Consider the following 22546-nt stretch of genomic DNA (forward strand, 5'->3'; position numbering starts at 1 on the left):
CTTGCTACAAGCCTTCACACGCTGTCGCGATGCCGCCGGGTTGCGCCCGGTTCGCCGCCTCGGCGGCCATTCGACCGACGGGCCTGTGAAGCGCCCACCCACCGATTGCCCGGCCCTGACCACATACTTGTGCATCGGGATGCGTGCAAACCAACAAGATACGGAGACCTTATGAAGCGAAGCCTAACCAGCGCGGCGGTACTGCTGGCCTTTTCCGGAGCCGCACACGCGCAAAGCTCGATAACGCTGTACGGCGTAGTCGATTCCGGGCTGTTCTATCAGAGCACGGCAGCGGCGTCGTTCGCTCCGAACGCGCCCAATCTCGGCAAGGTCTATCGCTTCAAGGACGGCGGCATCTATTCGAGCGGCTGGGGTCTCAAGGGCACGGAGGACATCGGTGGCGGTTATCACATCAACTTCAAGCTGCAAAGCTCGTTCGACAGCGGCACGGGCAGAGCCGGCCTGAGCGACACGCCGGGCGTCACCGCCCAGTTCAACCAGTATGCGACGCTCGGCGTTTCGGGGCCGTTCGGCAAGTTGGACGCGGGCCGCCAGATCGTCCCGATGATCTGGGCGATGTACGACACCGACGTGCGCGGCGCGCAGTACTTCGGCAGCATCCTGACCGCGTGGCTCGGCATGAACCAGGCTGCGGGCTGGCCGGGCACGAACACGAACGGCGCGATCGGCGCGCTGTACGACAGCAACGCGCTCGTGTACGAATCGCCGAAGTTCTACGGCGCATCGTTCGCGCTGGAGTACGCGCCCGGCGGCGTCCCCGGACATTTTCAGGGCGGCACGCGCGAGTCGGCCGTGCTCAAGTATTCGAACTACGGCCTGAACCTCGCCGCAGCGTACTACAACGGGCATGACGCCAATCCGTTTCCCGCGACCTATCCCGCCACCCCGGCGATTCCGGCGACAGGGCAAGCCAACAACCGATTTTTCTACGCTGGCGCCCAGTACACGTTTTACGGTTTCTCGGTGTCCGGTTCATACGGCCATGGCAAGAACCCGGCAAACAGCAATCGTGCCGATATCGATATGTATTCAGCTGGTCTCGGCTATCGATTCACCCCCGCTTTGAAGGTGACGTCCGGTTTCTATTACCTGAAGGACAACAACAACTCGACGAATCATTCGAGCGAGTTCGCGGTGGGCGCGGAGTACAGCCTGTCCAAGCGCACGCTCGCCTATGCGCAGGTCGGCTATGTCGATAACCACGGAACGATGAACCAGACGATCGTGTACGGGCAGCCTGTCGCGCCCGGAACGTCGACGACGGCTGCGATGGTCGGCGTCCGCCACAACTTCTGACGCGCGGCCGCGCGACACGAAAATCCCGTGAACAATAAATGGAACAGTCCATGAAGAGCATCAAGCCATTCGGATCAGGTTTTGCGGCGTTGATCGTCCTGGCGTCGATCGGAGCCGCTTCTTATGCCGGCGACACCATCGCGGCCGCGAGCGCGCCTTCGGTTGCGTCGAGCGCGAGCGCGCCGGTCGCCACGCGCAAGGAAAATCGCGCGCTGCGCAAGCTCGTCTACGCCGAGTTCGCGAAGGACAAGAGCATCGACGCCGGCGATATCGGCGTCGGCGTGAAGAGCGGCGCGGTGACGCTGACCGGCACGGTGATCGACGCCGCGCAGATCGAGAAGGTCGGCGCCCTGGCGAAAGGCGTCCCCGGCGTCGTGTCGGTGACGAACAAACTGGCTATCAGGCGCAATTTCGCGCAGTAGTCCACGCGGCGCGCGGCCCTGCATCAAGGAAAATCAAGTGAATCACGACATGTTCGAACCCACCCAGTCGGCGTATGCGTACCCGCTGCTCATCAAGCATCTTTTGCACACACCGCTCGCGCACGCGCCCGATCAGGAGATCGTGTATCGCGGCGAGACGCGCCTCACTTACCGCGCGATGCGCGAGCGCATAGGGCGCCTCGCCAACGGTCTCGAGCGGCACGGCGCGATCATGGGCAGCACCGTCGCGGTGATGGACTGGGACAGCCATCGCTACCTCGAATGCTACTTCGCCATTCCGATGATGGGCGCCGTGCTGCAGACGGTCAACGTGCGGCTCTCGCCGGCGGAGATCGCCTACACGATCAACCACGCGGGCGCGCAGATCCTGCTCGTCCACGCGGACTTCCTGCCGGTCATCGAATCGATCCGCGATCAGCTCGAATCGGTGCGCACCTTCATCCTGATCGAAGACGAAGGCAGCGCCGCCGACGCGCACGCGATCCCGTTCGCGGACGAATACGAGAGCATGCTCGCCGCGAGCGAGGCCGCCTACGACTTCCCGGACTTCGACGAGAACACGCGCGCCACCACGTTCTATACGACGGGCACGACCGGTCTGCCCAAGGGCGTCTACTTTTCGCACCGCCAGCTCGTGCTGCACACCATCACGGGGATGGCCGCGCTCGCGAGCCCGGTATCGGGACAGCGCTTTCATCGCGGCGACGTGTACATGCCGATCACGCCGATGTTCCACGTCCACGCATGGGGCATGCCGTACATCGCGACCGTGCTGGGCGTGAAGCAGGTCTATCCCGGCCGCTACGTGCCCGAGCGGCTCGTCGCCCTGGTGCGCGATGAAGGCGTCACGTTCTCGCATTGCGTCGGCACCATCATGCACATGCTGCTCAATTGCGGCGAAGCGAAGAGCGTCGATCTCAGCGGATGGAAAGTGGTCATCGGCGGGGGCGCGCTGCCGCAGGGCCTCGCGCGCGCGGCGCTCGATCGCGGCATCGATATCTTCGCGGGCTATGGCATGTCCGAGAGCTGTCCCCTGATGAGTCTCGCGCAGCTAAAGCCCGGCAGCGAGACGCTCGGCCTCGACGAGCAGGTGCCCTTGCGCTGCAAGACGGGTCTGCCGCTGCCGCTCGTCGATCTGCGCATCGTGAACGAGGAAGGCGCCGACGTCGCACACGACGGTCGTGCGAGCGGCGAGGTCGTCGTGCGCGCGCCGTGGCTCACGCAAGGCTATCTGAAGGATGCCGACGCGTCGGAAAAGCTCTGGGAAGGCGGCTATCTGCATACGCAGGACATCGCGAACATCGATACGAACGGGTATCTGCAGATCACCGACCGCATCAAGGACGTGATCAAGTCCGGCGGCGAGTGGGTTTCGTCGCTGGAGATCGAGAACCTGATCTCGCTGCATCCGGGCGTCTCCGAAGTGGCCGTGATCGGCGTGAAGGACGAGAAGTGGGGCGAACGGCCCGTGGCGCTGATCGTGCGCAAGCCGCAGTTCACGCCGCCCGTGTCGGAAGAGGACATCCGGAATCACGTGCTCGGGTTCAGCGAATCCGGACGAATTTCGAAGTACGCCGTGCCGCAGGTCGTGAGGATCGTCGATCAGCTCGAAAAGACGAGCGTCGGCAAATTGAACAAGAAGCGGTTGCGCGAACAGTTCGCGTGATCGCTCGAAGGAAAGTTAAAGCATGAGCAAGACTGGATACAGCATGGCGACGATCGATGAGTTCGTCGGCCGTGAACTGGGTGTGTCGGAATGGGTCGTCGTCGACCAGGCACGCATCGACGCATTCGCGCATTGCACCGGCGATACGCAGTGGATACACATGAACGAGGAGCGCGCGAAGCGCGAGGGTCCGTTCGGCGGCACGATCGCGCACGGCTACCTGACGCTTTCGCTGCTGGCGACGCTCGCGATCGAAGTGGGCATCATCCCGGCGGATGCGTCGGCGGCCCTGAACTACGGGCTCGACAAGGTGCGCTTCATGGCGCCGGTCCGATCCGGCTCCCGCGTCAGAAGCCGCGTGATGCTGACGGATGTCGAAAGGAAGGGCGGCGGGCGGATCATCGTCAGGGCGGACAACGCGTTGCAGGTGGAAGGCGAGGAAAAGCCCGCGCTGATCGCCCAGACGCTCGTGATGATTCTGGCGTGACGGGTGAGCAAGGATGAAAGTTCGGAGATCGAGATGGCAGCAAACATGAACAGCGGCAACGACGACATCACGGCTGGCGCAACCGACGGCATGCTCGGGCCCAACCCGTTCGTCGGGCTGCGCGCCATCGACATGCTCGCCGCCGCCCGGCAGATCGGCACGCAGGCGATGCTGCATCCCGCGCTGCTGCTGGACCAGACCGCGGCGCTCGCGCGCGATCTGACGTCGGCGGTGAGCGGCAAGGAAACGTCCACGCCGGAACGGAGCGACAAACGTTTCGCCGATCCGGCATGGCGCGATCAGCCGCTGTATCGCACGACATTGCAGGGCTATCTCGCCTGGCGCGATGCGCTCGCCGGATTCGTCGAGCGCTCGGCGCTGGACGACCGGAACAAGGAGCGCGCGCAATTCGTGATGTCGCTCGTGACGGACGCGCTCGCGCCGACCAACACGCTGGCGGGCAATCCCGTGGCGCTTCGCAAGGCCGTGGAGTCGGGCGGCGCGAGCGTCGTCGCCGGCATGAGAAACATGCTCGCCGATACGCTCGGCAACAAGGGCATGCCGTCCCAGGTCGACAAGCGCGCGTTTCGGGTCGGCGGCAATCTCGCCACGACCCCGGGTGCGGTCGTGTTTCGCAACGAAGTGCTCGAACTCATTCAGTACACGCCGGCGACGCCGAACGTCTACGCGCGTGCGCAACTGATCGTGCCGCCGCAGATCAACAAGTACTACGTTTTCGATCTGTCGGCGAACAAGAGCATCGTCGAGTATCTGGTGAAGAGCGAGTTTCAGGTATTCGCCGTGAGCTGGCGCAATCCGGGCGAGGAACATCGCGACTGGGACATCGACACGTATGTCGCCGCGCTCATCGAAGCGATTCAGGCCGTGCGCGACATCACCGGCAACCCGGACGTGAACCTGCACGGCGCGTGCTCCGGCGCGATGACGATCTCGGCGCTGCTCGGCCATCTGGCCAGCCGCGGCGACAAGTCCGTCAATGCGGCCACGCTGATGGTGGCGGTGCTGGACAGCACCTCGCCGTCGCAGCTCGGGCTTTTCACCACGCCCGAGACCGTCGAGATCGCCAAGCGCAACAGCCAGGCCAAGGGCGTGCTGGCCGGCGAGGAAATGGGCCGCGTGTTCGCGTGGATGCGACCCAACGATCTGGTGTGGAACTTCTGGATCAACAACTATCTGCTCGGCGAAGCGCCGCCCGCCTTCGACGTCCTTTACTGGAACAACGACGCGACGCGTCTGCCGGCGAAGCTGCACGGCCAGTTGCTCGACATCTTCACGGGCAATCTGCTGAGCACGCCGCGGGGGCTGAAGGTCCTCGGCACGCCGGTCGATCTGTCCGCGGTCACTTGCGACACCTACGTCATGGCGGGCATGACCGATCACATCACGCCGTGGAAAGGCGTCTACAACACCGCGCGCGCATTCGGCGGAAAAACGCGCTACGTGCTGAGTTCGAGCGGCCATATCCAGAGCCTGATCAATCCGCCGGGCAATCCGAAGGCGAAGTTCTTCCGCAACGACGAATTGCCTGAAGACGCCGACGCTTGGCTCGCCGGCGCGAAGCCCGAAGCGGGATCGTGGTGGAGCGACTGGCGCGAGTGGCTCGCCGCTCGTTCCGGCGAACTGCGCGCGGCGCCGAAGTCGCTCGGCAACAGACGGCACAAGCGGCTCGCCGACGCACCCGGAACCTATGTTCTGGAGGCTTGATTAGCGGTTTCAGGCCCGCAGTCGACAGCCGACAAGCGCATCGAAAAAAAACGCCGCGCGCCCGCGCGGCGTTCCGTTTATATCCACATGGAAAAGAACGATGAAAACTGTGCGCACGATGGACATTCAGACCGTCACGATGGACGGTCAACTGCTTCGCGTCGGCATCTGGCGAGGCAGCGATGCTTCGCCGCCGCTTGTGATCTTCAATGGCATCGGCGCCAATCTCGAACTGGTACAGCCGTTTGTCGATGCACTCGGCGACGTGGAAGTCGTGATTTTCGATATTCCGGGCGTGGGAGGCTCTCCCGCGCCGCTCGTGCCGTATCGCTTTTCCACGCTGGCGGTGCTCACCGACAAGCTGCTCTCGCATCTCGGCTATGACGGGCAAGTGGATGTGCTCGGGGTATCGTGGGGCGGCGCGCTCGCGCAGCAGTTCGCGTATCTGTATCCGTACCGCTGCCGGCGGCTGGTGCTGGCCGCCACGTCGCCGGGCGTCATCATGGTGCCCGGACGGTTGTCCGTGCTCTCCCGTCTGATCGGCGCGCGGCGTTATCGCGATCCCGATTATTTGCGCGAAGTCGGCGCGGAGATCTATGGCGGCGCATACCGGCGCGATCCCGAGCTTCTGGAGGAACACGGCCGCCACATTCAGGCGCCGGGCGGACGCGGGTACGTGTATCAGCTACTCGCCACATGTGGATGGAGCAGCCTGCTCTGGCTCGGCTCCCTGCGTCAGCGGACCCTCGTCATGCATGGCGACGACGATCCGATCGTCCCGCTCGTCAACGCGAAGATCATCGCCAGCCGCATTCGTCAGGCGACGCTGCACGTCATCGAGGACGGCCATCTCTTTCTCATCACGCAGACGAGTGTGGTGGGGCCTTTGGTGCGCGACTTTCTGCTGGCGGGGTAGTTAGCAAGGGCGAGGATCGGGCGGCAAAACGCGCCGCCCGATCCTCGCCGCTCGCTCAGAACTGGTCTTCGGCGAGCGCGAACATGCCCTGATCACCCTTGGCGCTCACGATCGACGCTTCCAGCGCGACGGCCTGCGGCAGCACGTGATCGGCGAAGAAATGCGCCGTCGCGATCTTTGCGCCGTAGAACGCGGGATCGTCGGCGCGCCGGGTATTCGCCACGATCAGCGCGCGCGCCATCTGCCAGCCCGACAGCACGATGCCCGCGAGCTTCAGATAAGCCACGCCGCCCGCAAACACGGCATTGGGATCGTCTTTCGCTTTGCGCAGCACGAAATCGACGGTGCTCGCAAGCGCGGCGCGTCCGGCCGAGAGCCGCCGATGCATCGCGTCGAACGCAGCGCCGTCGTGCTGTTCGAGCGCGGCGAGCGTCTCGTCGATCTGCGCGAGGATCGCGCGAGCCGCCGCGCCGCCGTCGCGGACCGTCTTGCGGCCGATCAGGTCGTTGGCCTGAATCGCGGTGGTGCCTTCGTAGATCGTCAGGATGCGCGCGTCGCGAAGATGCTGCGCCGCGCCGGTCTCCTCGATGAAACCCATGCCGCCATGCACCTGCACGCCGAGGCTCGTGACGTCGATCGACATCTCCGTGCTCCAGCCCTTCACGATCGGCACGAGGTATTCGTAGATCGCGGAATGAAACGCGCGCGTGTCGGCGTCGGCCGCGTGATGCGCGAAGTCGGAGTGCGCCGCCGCGACATAGGCCAGCGCGCGGGCGCCTTCGGTCAGGGCGCGCATCGTCGAGAGCATGCGGCGCACGTCGGGGTGCCGGATGATGGCGACGGACTGTTTCGCGGAACCATCGACGGGACGGCTTTGCACACGATCCTTCGCATATGCGGCGGCCTGCTGGTAGGCGCGATCGGACACCGCGATGCCCTGCACGCCCACCGCGAAGCGCGCCGCGTTCATCATGATGAACATGTATTCGACGCCGCGATTTTCCTCGCCGATCAGATAGCCGGTCGCGCCGCCATGATCGCCGTATTGCAGCACGGCCGTCGGGCTTGCCTTGATGCCCAGCTTGTGTTCGATCGACACGCAATGCACGTCGTTGCGCTCGCCTAGCGAGCCGTCTTCGTCGACGAGGAATTTCGGCACGAGAAAGAGCGAGATGCCCTTGACGCCCTCGGGCGCGCCCGGCGTGCGCGCAAGCACGAGATGGACGATGTTCTCCGCCATGTCGTGCTCGCCGTAGGTGATGAAGATCTTCGTGCCGAAGACCTGGTACGTGCCGTCGCCTTGCGGCTCGGCGCGTGTGCGCACCAGCGCGAGATCGGAGCCCGCCTGCGGCTCCGTGAGGTTCATCGTGCCGGTCCATTCGCCCGAGATGAGCTTCGGCAGATAGCGCTGCTTCAGTTCGTCGGAGCCTGCGGTGAGCAGCGCTTCGATCGCGCCGTCGGTCAGGAGCGGGCAGAGCGCAAACGACATGTTCGCGGCGTTCAGCATTTCGATGCACGGCGTCGCGATGAGCTTCGGCAGCCCCTGTCCGCCGAAGTCGGCCGGATGCACGACGCCCTGCCAGCCGCCTTCCCCGTACTGCCGAAATGCTTCCTTGAAACCGGGCGTCGTCATGACCTTGCCGTCATGCCACTCGCTCGGATGTTTGTCGCCTTCGGCGTTGAGCGGCGCAAGCACCTCGCCGTTGAACTTCGCGGCTTCGTCGAGCACGGCCTGCGCGATTTCGAGCGTGGCGTCTTCGAAGCCCGGCAGCGCGGAAACGCTCGCCACGTCGGCGAGCTCCTCGATCACGAACAACATGTCCTTCAATGGGGCGGTATAGCTCAAAGTGTTTCTCCGGTGGCATCGATTCGACGGCTGCGGCAAGGCCTCGTCGTCAGAATGAGCCGAGGCAGATGCGCGGAAACGACTCGAGATCGGCGTGAGCGCCGCGAGCGATCGCTGGTCGATGCCTGATGTGTTGGGAAGTGCGCTGGGCTGATCTTAGAACGGGGATGTTCCGGCGCGCACCTCTCGCGGAGGGAGGGTTACTTCTTTCTCTTTTGACTGGCCAGCTTCACGATATCGCCCGTCGGCGCGCTGGTCATGAGCCGTCGAAGTTCTTCGAGCTCCACCCAGCGGCATTTGGAGATTTCATTGTTCGGACGCGGCTTCGCCCGGCTCGGGATATCGCAATAGAAGACGTGATGATGTTTCTGCTTGCTCTTGAAGTCGAAAAGGTATTTCGCCGATTTGCCGGAGAGCTGCGTTTCTTCCTTGAGTTCCCGAAGCGCCGCGTCGGGCAGATGCTCGCCCCGTTTGAGCATGCCACCCGGCAGAGCCCATTTGGACTCTCTTGCGACGAGCAAAATTCGTTTGCCTTTTCGACAGATGACGGTGGCGCGTTTCTTCAAGACTTGAACTCCGCGTTTTATTCTGATGTCGATTGCTGGAAGTCTCCGGCTGCGCGCAGCCCGGCGTCGATCGAGATAACCGACGCCTGAACCTTGACACGCGCAGCGTGCGCCAATGCTATTACAAAAGCAGGCCAATTCGCCAACGATAAATTAACCAGCGACGAATTTGAATTTGACTGTGTGACATAAAAGCGTCATCGAAATCCTGCCGTCGATCTTGTCGGGGCGATACCCGTCCTACAGCAGCCTTGACGCCGCCTTCAGACGGCGCTTCTGTTCCTTCTTGAGCAACCGGAGCGCTGCGTCGGTGCTCGTTCCTTCAGGCAATGATCCTCGATGCGCCGTCAGTAGCGCGCGGCTGGCGACGACGTCGTTCAATCCGCCGAAGCGCTTTTGTATCCGCTTCAGCTCCTTCAGACCCTTGCGCTGGTTTTTCTGCAAGAGCGGTTCGAAGAATTCGATGAGGTAACGGACCTTTTTCCCGGCCTTGCGGACATCGTGATACGAGTCGTATTCTGAGCGGCCCGCTTTCGACGCGTGTCGCATACGTTTCTTGAGCTGCTTCTGCGCCGTGGATACGCGCTTACGCGCGAATTTGGTCAAGGGCGTACGCGCCGGGGAGGTGTTCAACTCACGGTTAGCTTCGCTGATTGCTGCGCGCAACAGTTTCGTCAGATCCGAGTTCAGGAGCGTCTCGCGACTTTGATCCGCGGTTTGCGCTCTGTTTTGTCTGAACGCGCCCAGCAGTTCTTCGTCACTCTTTTTTCCGACGAGGCTGATCAGGATGTCCCAGTCGCGCGTGTTCCCCGCTGCGCTCGCGAGAAATTTCAAAACGGCGCGCTGCTCGTTGTCGAACTGCTCGTCGAGGATGGGGCGGTAAGCCCACAGCAGCGTGCGCAGCCGGCGCAACGCGACGCGCAACTTGTGCAGCTTCTCGGCGTCGGCGGTGTCTTTGAGGGCCGACGCTTCCTCGATGGCCTCGTGCACCAGCGGCTCGGCGTACGTCGCGAAGTTCGCTTCGGCTACTGATTCGCGCTCCACGGCGCGGTGGGTATCGTCCGTCGTCATGGCAGTGTCTCCGCATTTTCAGTGATCCTGTCCCTGAGGCAAAATGCGTGCCCCCGACGCGGCGCAGTTCTTTGTGGAGCGGCTGCATCGAATCACGATAGGTCCAGGCCGGAACCGCACGGAAAAGCACGCTCGCGCTATCGGCCCCGAGCCTCGTGATATGCTCCGCAGGGTGTCACGCAGGAGGTTACACCCGACATGACCGTTGCGGCCATTTCCCATATTGCTGATCAACCCCGCGAGGTTCGCCACCCGGGCGTTCTTCTCAAGGACTTCGTGCTGCCGCGTCTTGGTCTTTCCGTGAGCCAGGCGGCGCGGGATCTGGGCGTGTCTCGTCAGACGCTGCACCGAATCTTCGACGCCAGCGCGAGTCTCACCCCCGAGATGGCGGTGCGGCTGGAAGCGCTCTGCGGAATCTCGGCCCTGTTCTGGCTTCAACTGCAATGCGCCCATGATCTGCGCGACGCTCGCGCATCGTTGGCGGATGCACTGCCGCAAATCCCAAGATATCGGCTTTCTCGCACGGCGATGAAGCAGCTCGGAGCAACCGATGGACGCTAATATCGCAACGCCACAATATGCCCGAACGGGCGTCTCAGGACTCGACGACATTCTTGTCGGCGGTCTGAGCAAAGGGAACGTGTTCTTGTTGGAGGGCAGTCCCGGCACCGGCAAGACAACCATCGCACTCAGCTTTCTGATGGCCGGCGCGGAAGCGGGCGAGCCATGCCTATACATCACGCTTTCGGAAACGGCATCGGAGTTGCGCAACGGCGCTTTGTCGCACGGCTGGAGCCTCGGCGACGAGATCAGCATCTTCGAAGTGAGTCCCTCTGAAAACCTGCTCGATCCGGATCAGCAGCAAACGCTGCTCTATTCCTCGGATCTCGAACTGGGTGAGACGACGCGGCTGATACTCGGGGAATTCGAGCGCGTCAGGCCGAAGCGCGTCGTGATCGACAGCCTCTCCGAAATCCGCTTGCTTGCGCAAAGCTCCTTGCGTTACCGCCGGCAGATTCTCGCGTTCAAACATTACTTCGCAGGGCGCGACGCTACCGTGCTGCTGCTCGACGATCTGACTTCCGAAGCTGCGGACAAGACGGTTCATAGCGTGGCGCATGGCGTCATCAAGCTGGAGGAACTGTCGCCGCAGTACGGCGCGGAGCGGCGTCGTCTGAGGGTGCTCAAATATCGCGGTCAGCAGTTTCGCGGCGGCTATCACGACTTCGCAATCAGGCGGGGCGGCGTGTCGGTGTTTCCGCGGCTCGTCGCCGGCGAACATCGCACGAGCTTCGCGCGTACCCAGATGACGAGCGATGTGACCGAACTGGATGCATTGCTTGGCGGCGGCGTCGAGCAAGGATCGAGCACCCTGATTCTCGGACCGGCAGGCACCGGCAAGAGCCTCTTCGCGCTGCAGTTCATCGCCGCAGCCGTGAGGCGAGGCGAGAAGGCCGCGCTCTTCGTGTTCGACGAAGAACTCGGGCTGCTGTTCGACCGGGTTCGGGTCATGGGCATCGACCTCGAAGCGATGAGAGACGCCGGCAGTCTCCATATCGAACAGGTCGATGCCGCGGAGCTGTCGCCGGGCGAGTTCGCGCATCGCGTGCGCGCGAGCGTCGATACCGCGCGCGCAAAGACGGTCGTCGTCGATAGCCTCAACGGCTATCAGGCCGCGATGCCCGAAGAGAATGCGCTCGTGCTCCATGTGCACGAGTTGCTGCAGTATCTGAACCGGCAGGGCGCGAACACGTTTCTGACGGTCGCGCAGCACGGCCTCGTCGGCGACATGAAAGCGCCGGTCGACGTGACCTATCTCGCGGATACGGTCATTCTGCTGCGCTACTTCGAAGCGCTCGGCCGGGTACGGCGCGCCGTTTCGGTCATCAAGAAGCGCACGGGCGCGCACGAAGAATCGATACGCGAGTTTCGCATCGGCAAGAAAGGGCTGGTCCTGGGAGCGCCTCTGGAGGACTTTCAGGGCGTGCTGCGCGGTGTGCCCACGTTCGTCGGGAACTCGGCACCATTGCTTACTCCGAAGGAAGGCTAGGGCCGCATGTTCGAATTCGATCGATGTCCGGTGCTCCTGCTCACGCCTTCGGGGCGCGACTTCGCCGTCGCGCAGACACTCCTGGCGGCGGCCGGAATCGACTCGGCGGCGTGCGCGGACGTGCCGCAACTGGGTTCGAAGCTGGCGGACGATGTCTGTTGCGCGATCGTCGCGGATGAAGCCCTGAATGGCGTCGATCTTGTCGCGCTCTCCAGATGGGTATCGTCCCAGCCGCCCTGGTCGGACTTTCCGTTCGTCGTCCTGACGCGGCGCAGCGGCGGCGCCGACCGCAGGCCGATGGCCGAACGGCTGACGCAAGCGCTCGGCAATGTCACGTTCATCGAACGGCCTTTTCATCCGACGACGTTTGTGAGCGTGGTCGAGACAGCGGTGCGCGGGCGGCATCGCCAGTTCGACGCACGGGCGCGGATTCGCGAACTGCACGAAGGCGAAGCACGTTTGCGTACCGCGCTGACCGCCGGGCAACTCGGTTCCTGGACCCTGGACCTCGCTACGCCGACACTCACGGCATCCGCGACCTGCAAGGCGATCTTCGGGCGCGGAGAGAACGACAGTTTCACGTACGAGGAACTGCGCGCGAGCGTTCATCCGGAAGATCGGGAGCGCATGCAGGCGGCGGTCATGCGCAGCATCGAAACGGGCTGCGACTATGCCATCGAATATCGCAATGTCTGGCCGAACGGCACCGTGCATTGGGTCGATATCCGGGCGCGTGTCGTGCGCGACGACCTCGGCCGGATCACGCAACTCGTCGGTGTGTCGTCGGATATCACGCCGCGAAAGTCCGCCGAGGATCAGTTGCGGCGCTTGAACGAGTCGCTCGAAGGAAAGGTGCTGGAGCGCACGGCGCAACTGGAACACGCGCATCAGGCCGTCCTCGATGAAATCCGGCAACGCGAGCACACGGAAGATCTGCTTCGGCAAATTCAGAAGCTCGAAATGATCGGCCAGTTGACGGGCGGCATCGCTCACGACTTCAACAATCTCCTGATGGCGATCATGGCGAACCTGGAGCTCGTGCGAAAGGAGGTGCCGCCTGGAGAGAAGGCGGGACGTCTGGTGGAAGGTGCGCTCAAGGGCGCGCAACGCGGCGCGGCGCTCACCCAGCGATTGCTCGCGTTCGCACGACAGCAGGTTCTCAAGGTCGAACCCGTCAGGATGCCGGCGCTGGTGCACGGCATGTCCGATCTGCTCGAACGCTCGATCAGTTCGATGATCGAATTGACGATCAATACCGCGGACGAAATTCCGTTCACGCTGGTCGATGTCAATCAGGTCGAACTTGCAATTCTGAACCTCGTCGTCAATGCGCGCGACGCGATGCCCGACGGCGGCGTGATCGTCATCAGCGTGGCGCTCGCCCATTCATCGGGCGATGGTGAACTGACCGAGGGCGATTATGTCCGGGTCACGGTGAGCGACACGGGCACAGGCATGGACGCCGCGACGCTCGCGAAAGCCACGGAACCGTTCTTCACGACCAAGGAAGTGGGCAAGGGCACGGGGCTGGGCCTCTCGATGATTCACGGTCTCGCGCGCCAGTTACAAGGGGCGCTGCGTCTCGAAAGCATGGTGGGACAAGGCACGTGTGCATCGCTTTGGCTTCCGGTTTCCGAGAGCGGCGTGGCCGAAGCGGAGATGCCGATCAGACCAGCGGACAACATTTCCACCGAAACGCCGCCGGTACGCGCAACCATTCTGGTGGTCGATGACGACCCGCTCATCGCATCCAGCACTTCGTATCTTTTGCAGGATCTCGGGCAAGAGGTCATCGAAGCGAACTCCGGCGAAGCCGCGCTCGAGATTTTGCGAAGCGGCCGCGAAGTCGATGTCCTGCTCACTGATTTTTCGATGCCGAGAATGACCGGCGTCGAACTGGCGACCGCGGCGCGCACGCTCAGGCCCATGCTGCCCGTCATTCTGGCGACAGGGTATGCCGAACTGCCGGAAGGCGCGGAAGCGAATCTGCCGAGACTGCGCAAGCCGTATCAGCAGAGTCAGCTTCTGATGGAGATCGCCAAGGCGGTCGCGCCCAGGCATTGACAGCCTGAGACCGCGCGTGCGGCCTCAGGCGTCAACTCGTATCAGACCGAACGTTTGGCGGACGCGCGCGTGGTCTTCGCGATTTCGCCGCTCGCATCCAGAACGGTTGCGCTCGTGTCGCGCGCGGCGTCGCTGGCGGTGTCGGCCAGATTCGTGATGAGTTCGCCCGACGATTCCGCAACCGTTCTGACATCGTCGGTTGCGGCGTTCGCCATGTCGCCGAGCTTGATGCCGTTGCGCTCGTATTGATTGCGCACCTCGCCGATCATGTCGTCTTGCGTCGACGTGATGATCGACAGCGCATGCTGGCTGTATGAAGCGGCCTTCTGGGGAAGCTGCGCGAACATGACCGACTGCCAGCCGAGCACGTCGCCGGCGCCTGCTTCATCGCCCGCGCGCAAGAGCGCGTTGCTTTCCTCGACCACTTTACGAACCGTCTGCACGTTCAATTCCGTGAGCGCCTGCAGACCGCTCGCGAAGCGCCCGGTGACGTTGAGAAGCACTTGCAGGTTCGCACGCGCGATCGACGGAATCTGATAAGCGAATTGACCGGGATACTGGAACATTGACCACTCCTTTAAAGAGTCGAATGAATTTCGGTAAAAACGATGCGCAGACGAAAAGCCGCCTGCCGATCGCTCTTTAGTCTTCGTGTGGAGTCCGATTACCTCATCGCGATATGACAGCCGCGTGCACGCGCGACGAAAAACACGCACGCGACGGCGGACCATGACGTATCTCACGTCTGAGACGAAGCGAGTACGCGGCGGTTCCCATGTCGCGATGAAAATCTCGAGCACGCTCGGTCTAAATCCGTCGTGCGCACTCGTCGAGTAATGATGGCGGTACGATAGCTCCACATCCCCGCCGGCGGAATGCGCTTTGCTATGCAAGTCGAGGAAGAATCATCTTTCTGTTCCCTAAAACAGAGGCACGCATGGACGACTTCGAGACCATCTATATCGGCAGCGAAGACCCGGATGCGCTCGACGCTCGCATGCTATGCGACGAACGGCAGATTTACCTTGCGGCCATGACGGGCCAGAACGCGCAGCACGGCATCGCTTCAGGCGATCTGCGCGGCATGCGCGCCCGCTTCGTCGTAGCGAGAAACGCGATGGGCGAAGCAATGGGATGCGGCGCGATACGACGGCATAGCTACCACGTCGCCGAGGTGCGGCTGTTCTATGTTCGTCCGCGGTATCGCGGCCTCGAAGCGAGCTTGCTGTCCTATCTCGAAGAGCAGGCGCGCTTGCTTGGTTATCACACGCTGCGGCTTTCCGCGATGCGGGCAGAACGGGGTGCGTCGCGGGCCTGCGAAGCGAGCGGGTATCGTCGCGTACCGGCCGATCCGGACAGTCTTCAACCGGGCGAAACCGTGTGCTTCGAGAAACCGCTCGGTGTCGCGGATACGTGGACTGTGACGCCCGCAACGAAGTGACGGGTTTGTCGTCGATGTCAGCGAGCGTCGACCGCGTACCATCGACCCGTTTCCGGCGACACGGCGGCTGGTGCGCCGTTTAACCAGACTTGCTCTTCATCCGGTTGCGGTTCGGTCGAACAGGCGACGTCGAAGGCCATCTCAAGCGCCCGCGCAACGTTGCTGTCTTCGATGGGAAGTTCCCAGGTCAAAAATATTTGAACGAAATCCCGCTCCGGCGCAAAGTCGGACGCACTGAACCTGTCGCTGTGGCGCTGAATGACACCATGAGGCTGGGCCGTATCGAATAACACGGCGGTTCCGCGGACGAGTGGAATGCGGCGGCCAGTAGAAGGAAAATGCACGTCCAGACCTTTGTCCTCGCTCAGGAAGAGATTGCAAAAGGCCGCGCCGCCGTATTGCGCACCGTCATGGTGATATCTCGCCCCGCGACAGGCCATCAGCGCCACGTCACTCGAGGCAAGCACGCCGGGCATTCCGAGCGCGGCTGTCCAGTCGGACACTGCCTTCACGCACTGCCTGTAGTCCGGCCAGCGCGCGCGAGCGCGCGCCAGCGGCATTTCCTCGACATCCCCGCGTTCCAGAACGAGTCGCGACGATGTCTCCCTTTGCCAATCCGCAAGCAGGCTTGCAGAAGGCATAGGCACATCGAGCACGTCCGATAAAACGATGTCGCTTACGCGCCGGCTGCGGATGGCGTCGCCGCTCCAGAAGAAAGAAGTCAGCGTGTCTCGCGTCGATGCCGTCGAAGAGGAATTCATCCGCGAATTGTACCGATCCGGCGCTGTCCTCATCGTTCCTCACGCGGCGGCGAACACGCGTACCGCGATGTGTTCGGCGATCATCATCGTCGTCAGATTGGTCGGCGCGCTCGGGATGCCGGGCATGATGGACGCATCGACAACCATCAGGCCTTCGATGCCGTGAACGCGGCCGTTGCTATCGACCACGCCATCGTCGCCCATCGGCGCGGTGGATGTCGGATGCGCGTATGCGTCGAGATTGCCGAGGATCACGGATTCGAGATCCGCGTCGGACACGGATGCACCGGGCGTCATCTCTTGCGCGACCATCGCCGAAAACGCCTTCGAGCGGCCGATACTGCGCGCGATCTTCACGCACTCGATCATGCGGCGGCGGTCGCGTCCGGTCGTCAGAAAGTTGTAGACGATCTTCGGCGCGCTGCGCGGATCGCGATCGTTCAGGCGCACATAGCCGACGGATTCGGGCTGCGTCACCGATGCCGCGAGCACGAGCGCGCCGCCCGTCGGCGATTGCGCCGGATCGAACAGATGCGTCGCGGAGACATGCAGATCGAGATCGCCGGGCGTCGCCTCGGACGAAGCCGCCCACAGAATCGCGCCCGCCGCGGGAAACATGCCGTTCGCGCCGGGCTTCAGCGCATAGATGTTGTAGTAGAACGGATGCTCCTGAAGGCGCTCGCCAACGGGCAAATTCGCGACGAGCGGAATGCCGAGCGCGTTCAGATGCGCCGCCGGTCCGATGCCCGAACGCATCAGGATGGCGGGGCTGCCGAACGCCCCCGCGCAGAGGACCACGGTGCGCGCGCGATAGTGCTTGCCGTTCACGTCGATGAGGCCGGTCGCGCGCCTGCCCTCCATCGATACGCGATCGATCTCGACGCCGCCCTCGATCGTGAGATTGGAACGCGCACGCACGCCGTCATCGAGGAACGCGATGCCCGTATTGATGCGACGGCCGGAAATCACGTTCAGCGGATACGGCGACACGCCTGCCTGTTCCTCGCCGTTGAAATCCTCGACATACGCGAAGCCGCATTCGAGCGCGCCATCGACGAAACCGTTGACGGCCGGCGTCAGTTCGTGACGGCGTCGCTGGCGCACGGGCAGCGGGCCGTGACGTCCGCGATAACGATCGTCGCCGTCGGGCGTGTTCTCGATCGCCTTGAAGCAGTCGAGCACGTCGTCGAAGCGCCAGCCTTCGAGACCGCGCGCCGTCCACTTGGCGAAGTCCTCGGGGCGCGCGCGCATCGCGACGGCTGCGTTGATGGACGAACAGCCGCCGAGCGTCTTCGCGCGCCACGCCGGAATGTTCTGGCCGCCTTCGAACGTGTCGGCGCGATAGCCCCAGTCGTGCGCCGCATCGCCGCCGGCGTGATCGGCGTTCCATAGCACGGCGGGAAACCCATTGGGCCGATACGCATTGCCCGCTTCGAGCAGCAGCACGCGGCGCGACGGCTCGCTGCTGAGCCGGTTCGCGAGCACCGCGCCCGCCGAACCGCCGCCGACGATGACGATGTCGTATTCGCCGTTCATCGCGCGAACCCCTCGGCGACCTGGCCCATCAGCGTGGCGAACGGCATGTCGAGCGCGGCGTAGACTTCCAGTGCTTTCGGATCGGCGTTGTCGGCCATGATTTCGACCATCAGCGTCGCGTAGTCCGAGACCTCGATGCCGAGCGCCGTCAGACGCGCGAGTCCCGCTTCGTGCTTGTACGCGCTGAAGGTGCCGCAGGCATCGAGCGCGACGACCGGTTGATAGCCTTCCTCGCGTGCCGAGATCGCCGGCAGCGACGCACAGACTTCGAAGCTCAGCCCCGCGATGATCAGATGGTCGCGTTGCGCCGCCTTCACCTTATCGACGAAACGCGGCTCGTCCCATGCGTTGACGGTCGAGCGGTCGAGAATCTGTGCATCGCCGAGCGCGGCGCGCAGTTCGGGGATCGTCGGCCCCCACATGGTGTCGCGCGCCGTCGTCACCGCGATGACGGGCAGGCCGAGCGCCTTCGCGGCCTTCGCCAGGCCGACCACGTTGTGCTTCAGTTCACCGACCCCGATATCGCGCACGCCGGTGAAGAGTCCGACCTGATGATCGATCAGGAGCACGGCGGTGTTGTCGCGGGTCATGCGGGTTCTCGTCTGGGGCTTCATCATCGTCTCCGTGGATGGGTCAGAACGGAGCTTAGACGTCTGGCTGGCCGAGACAAGACGTCGCGCGTGGACGCTGCGTGCAACGCATTGGACGACGGATAGCCGGCCAATGACCAAGACTTGAACGCAGCGTCCGAGGCACTGGATGACGCCCCGTGTAACATCCCTGACGCTTGCCACGCCAATCACGTCACACGTATTCGGAAACGCGCACATGCTGGATCTCAACGACATGTACTACTTCGTGCAGGTGGTCGATCACAAAAGCATCACGGCTGCGGCGCGCTCGCTTGCGCTGCCGAAATCGACGATCAGCTATCGTGTGAATCAGCTCGAAGCGCAACTCGGCGTGCGGCTCATCAATCGCACCTCACGCCAGTTCGCGGTGACGGAGATCGGCGCGGAGTTCTATGCTCACGCGCGCTCGATGCTTCAGGAAGCGCTCGCGGCGGAGTCGGTCGTGCGTCAGCGCATGTTGTCGCCGAGCGGACTGGTGCGGATATCGACGGCCGTCGCGACCGCGCAGTTCGCATTGCGCCACGTGTTGCCGCGCTTCTGCGATCGCTTTCCGAAGGTACGTCTGATGCAGCGTCTGTCCGATGTCGAAGTCGATGTCGTCGCGGAAGGCTTCGACATCGCGATTCGCGCGCACAGCCAGCCCTTGCAGGATTCGACGCTGATTCAGCGTCCGCTCGCGCCGACGCCGTGGATGCTCTTCAGCAGCCCGGACTTCTTCGACGGTGCGACCTTGCCCGAAGAACCCGCGGACATCGCGGAGCGACGCTCGCTCTTCATGATGCGCGACGGCGTGCCCCACGAATGGACCATGCGCCGCGGCGAGACGGTGCGCACCGTGCGCGTGTCGCCCGTGTTGATGACGAGCTGCATGCTCACGCTCAAGGACGCGGCCGTGGCCGGACTGGGCATCGTCGCGTTGCCCGGCTATGTGTGCAGGGAGGAGCTCGCCCAGGGACGCCTCATGCGTGTGCTGCCCGAATGGACCTGCGGCGATGCGCAACTCACCGCGCTCGTGCCGTATGGGCAGAACCAGTTGCCTTCAGTGCGCGCGTTGCTGGATTTTCTCGTGCAGGAGATTCCGCCGTTGCTGTCGATGGAGGCGTAACGCGTGCACGCCGGCAGGCGTGCGTTCCATAGGAAACCGTCGCTCAGAACGGCTTGATCGCCACCTTGAGCACGCCGTCCCGCTGATTCGCAAAGAGGTCGTACGCGGCGACGATATCGTCCAGCTTGTAATGATGCGTCACCAGCGCGCCAAGCTCGACGCGCCCGGACTGGATCACGTTCATCAGACGCCTCATTCGCTCCTTGCCGCCGGGGCACAGCGCCGTGTTGATCTTGTGGTCCCCGAGTCCTGCCGCGAAAGCGCCGAGCGGAATCGTCAGATCGGACGAGTACACGCCGAGACTCGACAGCGTGCCGCCCGGCTTGAGAATGCGCAGCGCCGATTCGAACGTGCCCTGCGTGCCGAGCGCCTCGATCGACGAATCCACGCCGCGTCCGCCGGTGAGTTTGAGGATCTCGTCCACGACATCGCAATTCTTGAAGTTGAGCGTGACATCCGCGCCCATTCTGCGCGCCATGTCGAGCCGATGATCGTTGCCGTCCACCGCGATGATCGTCGTGGCGCCGAGCAGGCGGGCTCCCGCCGTCGCGCACAGCCCGATCGGACCTTGCGCGAACACGGCCACCGTGTCGCCTATCCGGATGTTGGCGTTCTCCGCGCCCTTGAAGCCCGTGGACATGATGTCGGGGCACATGAGGACCTGCTCGTCGGTCAGGCCGTCGGGGATCGGCGCGAGGTTCGCCTGCGCGTCGGGCACGAGCACGTATTCGGCCTGCGTGCCGTCGATCATGTTGCCGAAACGCCAGCCGGCCGTCGCCTTGTAGCCGTGACAGCCGCACTGGCCGCGCGCGATGAGGTAGCTGCCGTCCTGCGAGGCGACGCCGTCCTGCGCGGCGTAGGAGTTGAAGTTGGGACAGATGGCGCCGGCGATGACGCGCTGGCCTTCCTCGTAGCCCACCACCGCGCTGCCGAGCTTTTCGATCACGCCAACCGGCTCGTGGCCGACGGTCAAGCCCTTCGCGACCGGGTATTCGCCTTTCAGGATGTGCACGTCGGTGCCGCAGATGGTGGTGGTGGTGATGCGCACGAGCGCGTCGTTGGCGCCCACGTCGGGGATGGGCTTTTCGGCGAGTTCGATACGGCCCGGCTCGATGAAGACAGCGGCTTTCATCACGGCGGTCATGAATTCCTCCTTCCGTTCAGGTAGTTTCGGCACATCGTTAGTGATCCGTACTGCGTTCGAAAGATACGGGCTGCGCGACGTGGCTACCGGAACATCCTACGCTTCAACGCATCGCCGCTCCTTGATCTAACGCATGCTCCACGCTGCGCGAGCCGTCATCGAATCGTCATGGTGCGTCGCACAATTGCGACAACGCGCGACGGCACCCGCCGCTCTGCCGCAACTACACAAGTCCGCCCGCGGATGTGTATTCTTTCGAGGTCATGGATTTGGGGGTGGTGCCTGTGAAATACCCGCTGATTCTGGGCTTCGCTATCGTCGCGGTGGACCTCGTCGTCTGGCGCGGCCGCCTGCCTGCGCATGATCTCGCGCGGCTGTTCATCAGACTCGCGCTTTTCTTCGCGCTGAGCTGGATTCTTTTCACCTCGGGCCTCAGTCCTTTCACTCAGGCTCCTGACTACGGCGCGGTCGAGCTTCACTGGCTGGGACAGATTCTGGAAATCATCTGGTGGCTGATGGGCGCGCGTCTGCTCTCTCTTTCACTCGATACGCTGCTGCTGCCCAGGGCATGGCGCAAGCAGCGCCTGTTCTCGGACGTGTTCGGCGCAGTGGTCTTCCTCGCCGCGGCGGTCGCTGCCCTCGGCTTCGTGCTGGAACTGCCGGTGCGCGGACTCGTCGCGACCTCGGGGGCGCTCGCCATCGTGCTGGGCCTCGCGATTCAGAGCACGCTGAGCGATGTCTTCGCGGGCATCGTCATCAATACGACGGAGCCGTACGCGGTAGGCGACTGGGTGGTGATCGACGATGTCGAGGGCAAGGTCGTCGAGATGAACTGGCGCGCGACGCATCTGCTGACCGGTCAGGGAAACACGCTCATCGTGCCGAACGCTGTCGCGGCGAAGGCGAAAATCACCAATAACAGCAAACCGGGAGACGTCCACGGGCTATCGCTCATCCTCGAGATCGAACCCGAGGCGCGCCCGAAGACCGTCCTCGATGCCCTGGAACGCGCACTCACCGGCTGCAACGTCATCCTCGCGTCGCCGGCTCCGTTCGCCCGGATGAAGCGCACCACCACGAACTCCGTGCAGTACGAGGTGGTGGCCTTCGTCGACGACATGAACAAGAAGCTTGCGGTATCCAACGAACTCTTCGACCTCTGCTATCGGCACCTTGCGGCCGCGTGCGTCGTGTTGCGCGTTCTCGGCGTGCCGGCGGCGACCACCGCTTCTTACGACGAAAGAGAGGCGCTGCTGAAGCGCGTGAGTCTGTTCGACAGCTTGTCCGGCGACGATGTTTCGCGCTTGGCCAAACGCCTCTCCCGCCACGAATACCAGGCGAATCATCAGGTCCTGGCACCCGATACGGTGCCCGACAGCCTCTCGATCGTGCACTCGGGCGTACTCTCCGTCTCCATCATGGACGGGACGAGCAGTCGCGAAATCTCTCGCATCGGGCCGGGAGAGGCGTTCGGCGAAGCAGGCCTGCTCGCCGGGCTTGCGATGCAGGTCGCCATCACGACGCTTACGCCGTCGGTGCTCTTCAAGCTCGGCAAGGACGACATGACGTCCTTTCTCAAGGACCACGGCGAGGTCGCGAAGCAGATGTGCGAGCTGCTGGCGTATCGGCAGGACAAGCTCGGCAAGCTCACGACGCCGATGCCCGCCGAGCAGGAGAAGGGCCACTCGTTATTCCAGTGGCTCGTCGGAAAGGTCTGGAACCTGCATTCGCTGCACGACGACTCGAAGAGCAACTGAGGCATGAAGTCCTGTCTGA

At 63.4% G+C, this 22546-nt stretch carries 20 protein-coding genes; 12 read left to right on the forward strand and 8 right to left on the reverse strand.

Annotated features, from left to right (window positions below; translation table 11 throughout):
- Positions 1–171: 171 nt before the first annotated feature.
- The 6 genes from PQR08_RS09180 (at position 172) to phaZ (ending at position 6554) form a co-directional block, all read left to right on the forward strand.
- A complete protein-coding gene (locus PQR08_RS09180; protein WP_250487261.1) occupies positions 172–1317 on the forward strand; it encodes a porin in 1146 nt (381 codons plus the stop codon).
- A 50-nt stretch (positions 1318–1367) separates the two neighbouring features.
- Positions 1368–1739, forward strand: coding sequence for a BON domain-containing protein (locus tag PQR08_RS09185; protein ID WP_187603632.1), 372 nt, complete (start codon positions 1368–1370; stop codon positions 1737–1739).
- Positions 1740–1788: 49 nt separating this feature from the next.
- Positions 1789–3426 (forward strand): fatty acid--CoA ligase, encoded by a 1638-nt coding sequence (locus PQR08_RS09190; RefSeq protein WP_250487262.1) that lies wholly within the window; start codon positions 1789–1791, stop codon positions 3424–3426.
- A 22-nt stretch (positions 3427–3448) separates the two neighbouring features.
- Positions 3449–3913 carry a MaoC family dehydratase gene (locus tag PQR08_RS09195; RefSeq protein WP_035499029.1) on the forward strand — a complete coding sequence of 155 codons (465 nt, stop codon included), beginning with the start codon at positions 3449–3451 and terminating at the stop codon, positions 3911–3913.
- Positions 3914–3946: 33 nt separating this feature from the next.
- Positions 3947–5638 (forward strand): alpha/beta fold hydrolase, encoded by a 1692-nt coding sequence (locus tag PQR08_RS09200; protein WP_250487263.1) that lies wholly within the window; start codon positions 3947–3949, stop codon positions 5636–5638.
- Positions 5639–5738: 100 nt separating this feature from the next.
- On the forward strand, positions 5739–6554 hold the full coding sequence (gene phaZ, locus PQR08_RS09205; RefSeq protein WP_035499028.1) for a poly(3-hydroxyalkanoate) depolymerase: 816 nt from the start codon (positions 5739–5741) through the stop codon (positions 6552–6554).
- A 55-nt stretch (positions 6555–6609) separates the two neighbouring features.
- On the opposite strand, the gene PQR08_RS09210 is transcribed toward phaZ, so the two are convergent.
- The 3 genes from PQR08_RS09210 to PQR08_RS09220 all read right to left on the reverse strand — a co-directional run bounded on the left by PQR08_RS09210 (position 6610) and on the right by PQR08_RS09220 (position 10037).
- Positions 6610–8400 (reverse strand): acyl-CoA dehydrogenase, encoded by a 1791-nt coding sequence (locus PQR08_RS09210; RefSeq protein ID WP_250487264.1) that lies wholly within the window; start codon positions 8398–8400, stop codon positions 6610–6612.
- Between the two features lie 200 nt (positions 8401–8600).
- Positions 8601–8966 carry an NUDIX hydrolase gene (locus tag PQR08_RS09215; protein WP_187603627.1) on the reverse strand — a complete coding sequence of 122 codons (366 nt, stop codon included), beginning with the start codon at positions 8964–8966 and terminating at the stop codon, positions 8601–8603.
- A 240-nt stretch (positions 8967–9206) separates the two neighbouring features.
- Positions 9207–10037, reverse strand: a complete 831-nt coding sequence (locus PQR08_RS09220) for a CHAD domain-containing protein (RefSeq protein WP_408161263.1) — start codon at positions 10035–10037, stop codon at positions 9207–9209.
- Between the two features lie 198 nt (positions 10038–10235).
- On the opposite strand from PQR08_RS09220, the gene PQR08_RS09225 reads away from it, so the two are divergent.
- The 3 genes from PQR08_RS09225 to PQR08_RS09235 are packed head-to-tail and all read left to right on the forward strand — an operon-like array spanning position 10236 to position 14151.
- On the forward strand, positions 10236–10598 hold the full coding sequence (locus tag PQR08_RS09225; RefSeq protein WP_238289395.1) for a HigA family addiction module antitoxin: 363 nt from the start codon (positions 10236–10238) through the stop codon (positions 10596–10598).
- Positions 10588–12087 carry an ATPase domain-containing protein gene (locus PQR08_RS09230; RefSeq protein ID WP_250487266.1) on the forward strand — a complete coding sequence of 500 codons (1500 nt, stop codon included), beginning with the start codon at positions 10588–10590 and terminating at the stop codon, positions 12085–12087. The genes PQR08_RS09225 and PQR08_RS09230 overlap by 11 nt, the downstream gene beginning before the upstream one ends.
- 6 nt (positions 12088–12093) lie before the next feature.
- The gene (locus PQR08_RS09235; RefSeq protein WP_250487267.1) at positions 12094–14151 is read left to right on the forward strand and encodes an ATP-binding protein; all 2058 of its coding nucleotides are present in this window, start codon (positions 12094–12096) and stop codon (positions 14149–14151) included.
- 41 nt (positions 14152–14192) lie between these two features.
- Here PQR08_RS09235 and PQR08_RS09240 read toward each other — a convergent pair whose 3' ends face one another.
- A complete protein-coding gene (locus PQR08_RS09240; protein WP_250487268.1) occupies positions 14193–14717 on the reverse strand; it encodes a phasin family protein in 525 nt (174 codons plus the stop codon).
- A gap of 371 nt (positions 14718–15088) precedes the next feature.
- On the opposite strand from PQR08_RS09240, the gene PQR08_RS09245 reads away from it, so the two are divergent.
- A complete protein-coding gene (locus PQR08_RS09245) occupies positions 15089–15592 on the forward strand; it encodes a GNAT family N-acetyltransferase (RefSeq protein ID WP_250487269.1) in 504 nt (167 codons plus the stop codon).
- A 17-nt stretch (positions 15593–15609) separates the two neighbouring features.
- On the opposite strand, the gene PQR08_RS09250 is transcribed toward PQR08_RS09245, so the two are convergent.
- The 3 genes from PQR08_RS09250 to PQR08_RS09260 are packed head-to-tail and all read right to left on the reverse strand — an operon-like array spanning position 15610 to position 18479.
- Positions 15610–16353, reverse strand: a complete 744-nt coding sequence (locus tag PQR08_RS09250) for a hypothetical protein (RefSeq protein ID WP_250487270.1) — start codon at positions 16351–16353, stop codon at positions 15610–15612.
- Positions 16354–16392: 39 nt separating this feature from the next.
- On the reverse strand, positions 16393–17889 hold the full coding sequence (locus PQR08_RS09255; RefSeq protein ID WP_250487271.1) for a GMC family oxidoreductase: 1497 nt from the start codon (positions 17887–17889) through the stop codon (positions 16393–16395).
- Positions 17886–18479, reverse strand: a complete 594-nt coding sequence (locus PQR08_RS09260) for an isochorismatase family protein (RefSeq protein WP_250487272.1) — start codon at positions 18477–18479, stop codon at positions 17886–17888. Before PQR08_RS09260 ends, PQR08_RS09255 begins: the two co-directional genes overlap by 4 nt.
- A gap of 238 nt (positions 18480–18717) precedes the next feature.
- Between PQR08_RS09260 and PQR08_RS09265 the strand changes: the two genes are divergently transcribed.
- A complete protein-coding gene (locus PQR08_RS09265; RefSeq protein WP_250487273.1) occupies positions 18718–19626 on the forward strand; it encodes a LysR substrate-binding domain-containing protein in 909 nt (302 codons plus the stop codon).
- A gap of 43 nt (positions 19627–19669) precedes the next feature.
- Here the strand turns inward: PQR08_RS09265 and PQR08_RS09270 are convergent, their stop codons facing one another.
- Positions 19670–20770, reverse strand: a complete 1101-nt coding sequence (locus PQR08_RS09270; RefSeq protein WP_250487274.1) for an NAD(P)-dependent alcohol dehydrogenase — start codon at positions 20768–20770, stop codon at positions 19670–19672.
- A gap of 284 nt (positions 20771–21054) precedes the next feature.
- On the opposite strand from PQR08_RS09270, the gene PQR08_RS09275 reads away from it, so the two are divergent.
- Complete coding sequence (locus tag PQR08_RS09275) at positions 21055–22527, forward strand: mechanosensitive ion channel family protein (protein WP_238289605.1); 1473 nt, start codon at positions 21055–21057, stop codon at positions 22525–22527.
- The last annotated feature ends 19 nt before the right edge of the window (positions 22528–22546 follow it).

This window comes from Caballeronia jiangsuensis (genome assembly GCF_046030135.1).
GTDB lineage: Bacteria > Pseudomonadota > Gammaproteobacteria > Burkholderiales > Burkholderiaceae > Caballeronia > Caballeronia jiangsuensis.

Bases quoted from the DNA above. Each gene is read 5' to 3' on its own strand.
- PQR08_RS09180 (WP_250487261.1), top strand. From the start codon at position 172: ATGAAGCGAAGCCTAACCAGCGCGGCGGTACTGCTGGCCTTTTCCGGA.
- PQR08_RS09185 (WP_187603632.1), top strand. From the start codon at position 1,368: ATGAAGAGCATCAAGCCATTCGGATCAGGTTTTGCGGCGTTGATCGTC.
- PQR08_RS09190 (WP_250487262.1), top strand. From the start codon at position 1,789: ATGTTCGAACCCACCCAGTCGGCGTATGCGTACCCGCTGCTCATCAAG.
- PQR08_RS09195 (WP_035499029.1), top strand. From the start codon at position 3,449: ATGAGCAAGACTGGATACAGCATGGCGACGATCGATGAGTTCGTCGGC.
- PQR08_RS09200 (WP_250487263.1), top strand. From the start codon at position 3,947: ATGGCAGCAAACATGAACAGCGGCAACGACGACATCACGGCTGGCGCA.
- phaZ (WP_035499028.1), top strand. From the start codon at position 5,739: ATGAAAACTGTGCGCACGATGGACATTCAGACCGTCACGATGGACGGT.
- PQR08_RS09220 (WP_408161263.1), bottom strand. From the start codon at position 10,037: ATGACGACGGACGATACCCACCGCGCCGTGGAGCGCGAATCAGTAGCC.
- PQR08_RS09225 (WP_238289395.1), top strand. From the start codon at position 10,236: ATGACCGTTGCGGCCATTTCCCATATTGCTGATCAACCCCGCGAGGTT.
- PQR08_RS09230 (WP_250487266.1), top strand. From the start codon at position 10,588: ATGGACGCTAATATCGCAACGCCACAATATGCCCGAACGGGCGTCTCA.
- PQR08_RS09235 (WP_250487267.1), top strand. From the start codon at position 12,094: ATGTTCGAATTCGATCGATGTCCGGTGCTCCTGCTCACGCCTTCGGGG.
- PQR08_RS09240 (WP_250487268.1), bottom strand. From the start codon at position 14,717: ATGTTCCAGTATCCCGGTCAATTCGCTTATCAGATTCCGTCGATCGCG.
- PQR08_RS09245 (WP_250487269.1), top strand. From the start codon at position 15,089: ATGGACGACTTCGAGACCATCTATATCGGCAGCGAAGACCCGGATGCG.
- PQR08_RS09250 (WP_250487270.1), bottom strand. From the start codon at position 16,353: ATGAATTCCTCTTCGACGGCATCGACGCGAGACACGCTGACTTCTTTC.
- PQR08_RS09255 (WP_250487271.1), bottom strand. From the start codon at position 17,889: ATGAACGGCGAATACGACATCGTCATCGTCGGCGGCGGTTCGGCGGGC.
- PQR08_RS09260 (WP_250487272.1), bottom strand. From the start codon at position 18,479: ATGACCCGCGACAACACCGCCGTGCTCCTGATCGATCATCAGGTCGGA.
- PQR08_RS09265 (WP_250487273.1), top strand. From the start codon at position 18,718: ATGCTGGATCTCAACGACATGTACTACTTCGTGCAGGTGGTCGATCAC.
- PQR08_RS09270 (WP_250487274.1), bottom strand. From the start codon at position 20,770: ATGACCGCCGTGATGAAAGCCGCTGTCTTCATCGAGCCGGGCCGTATC.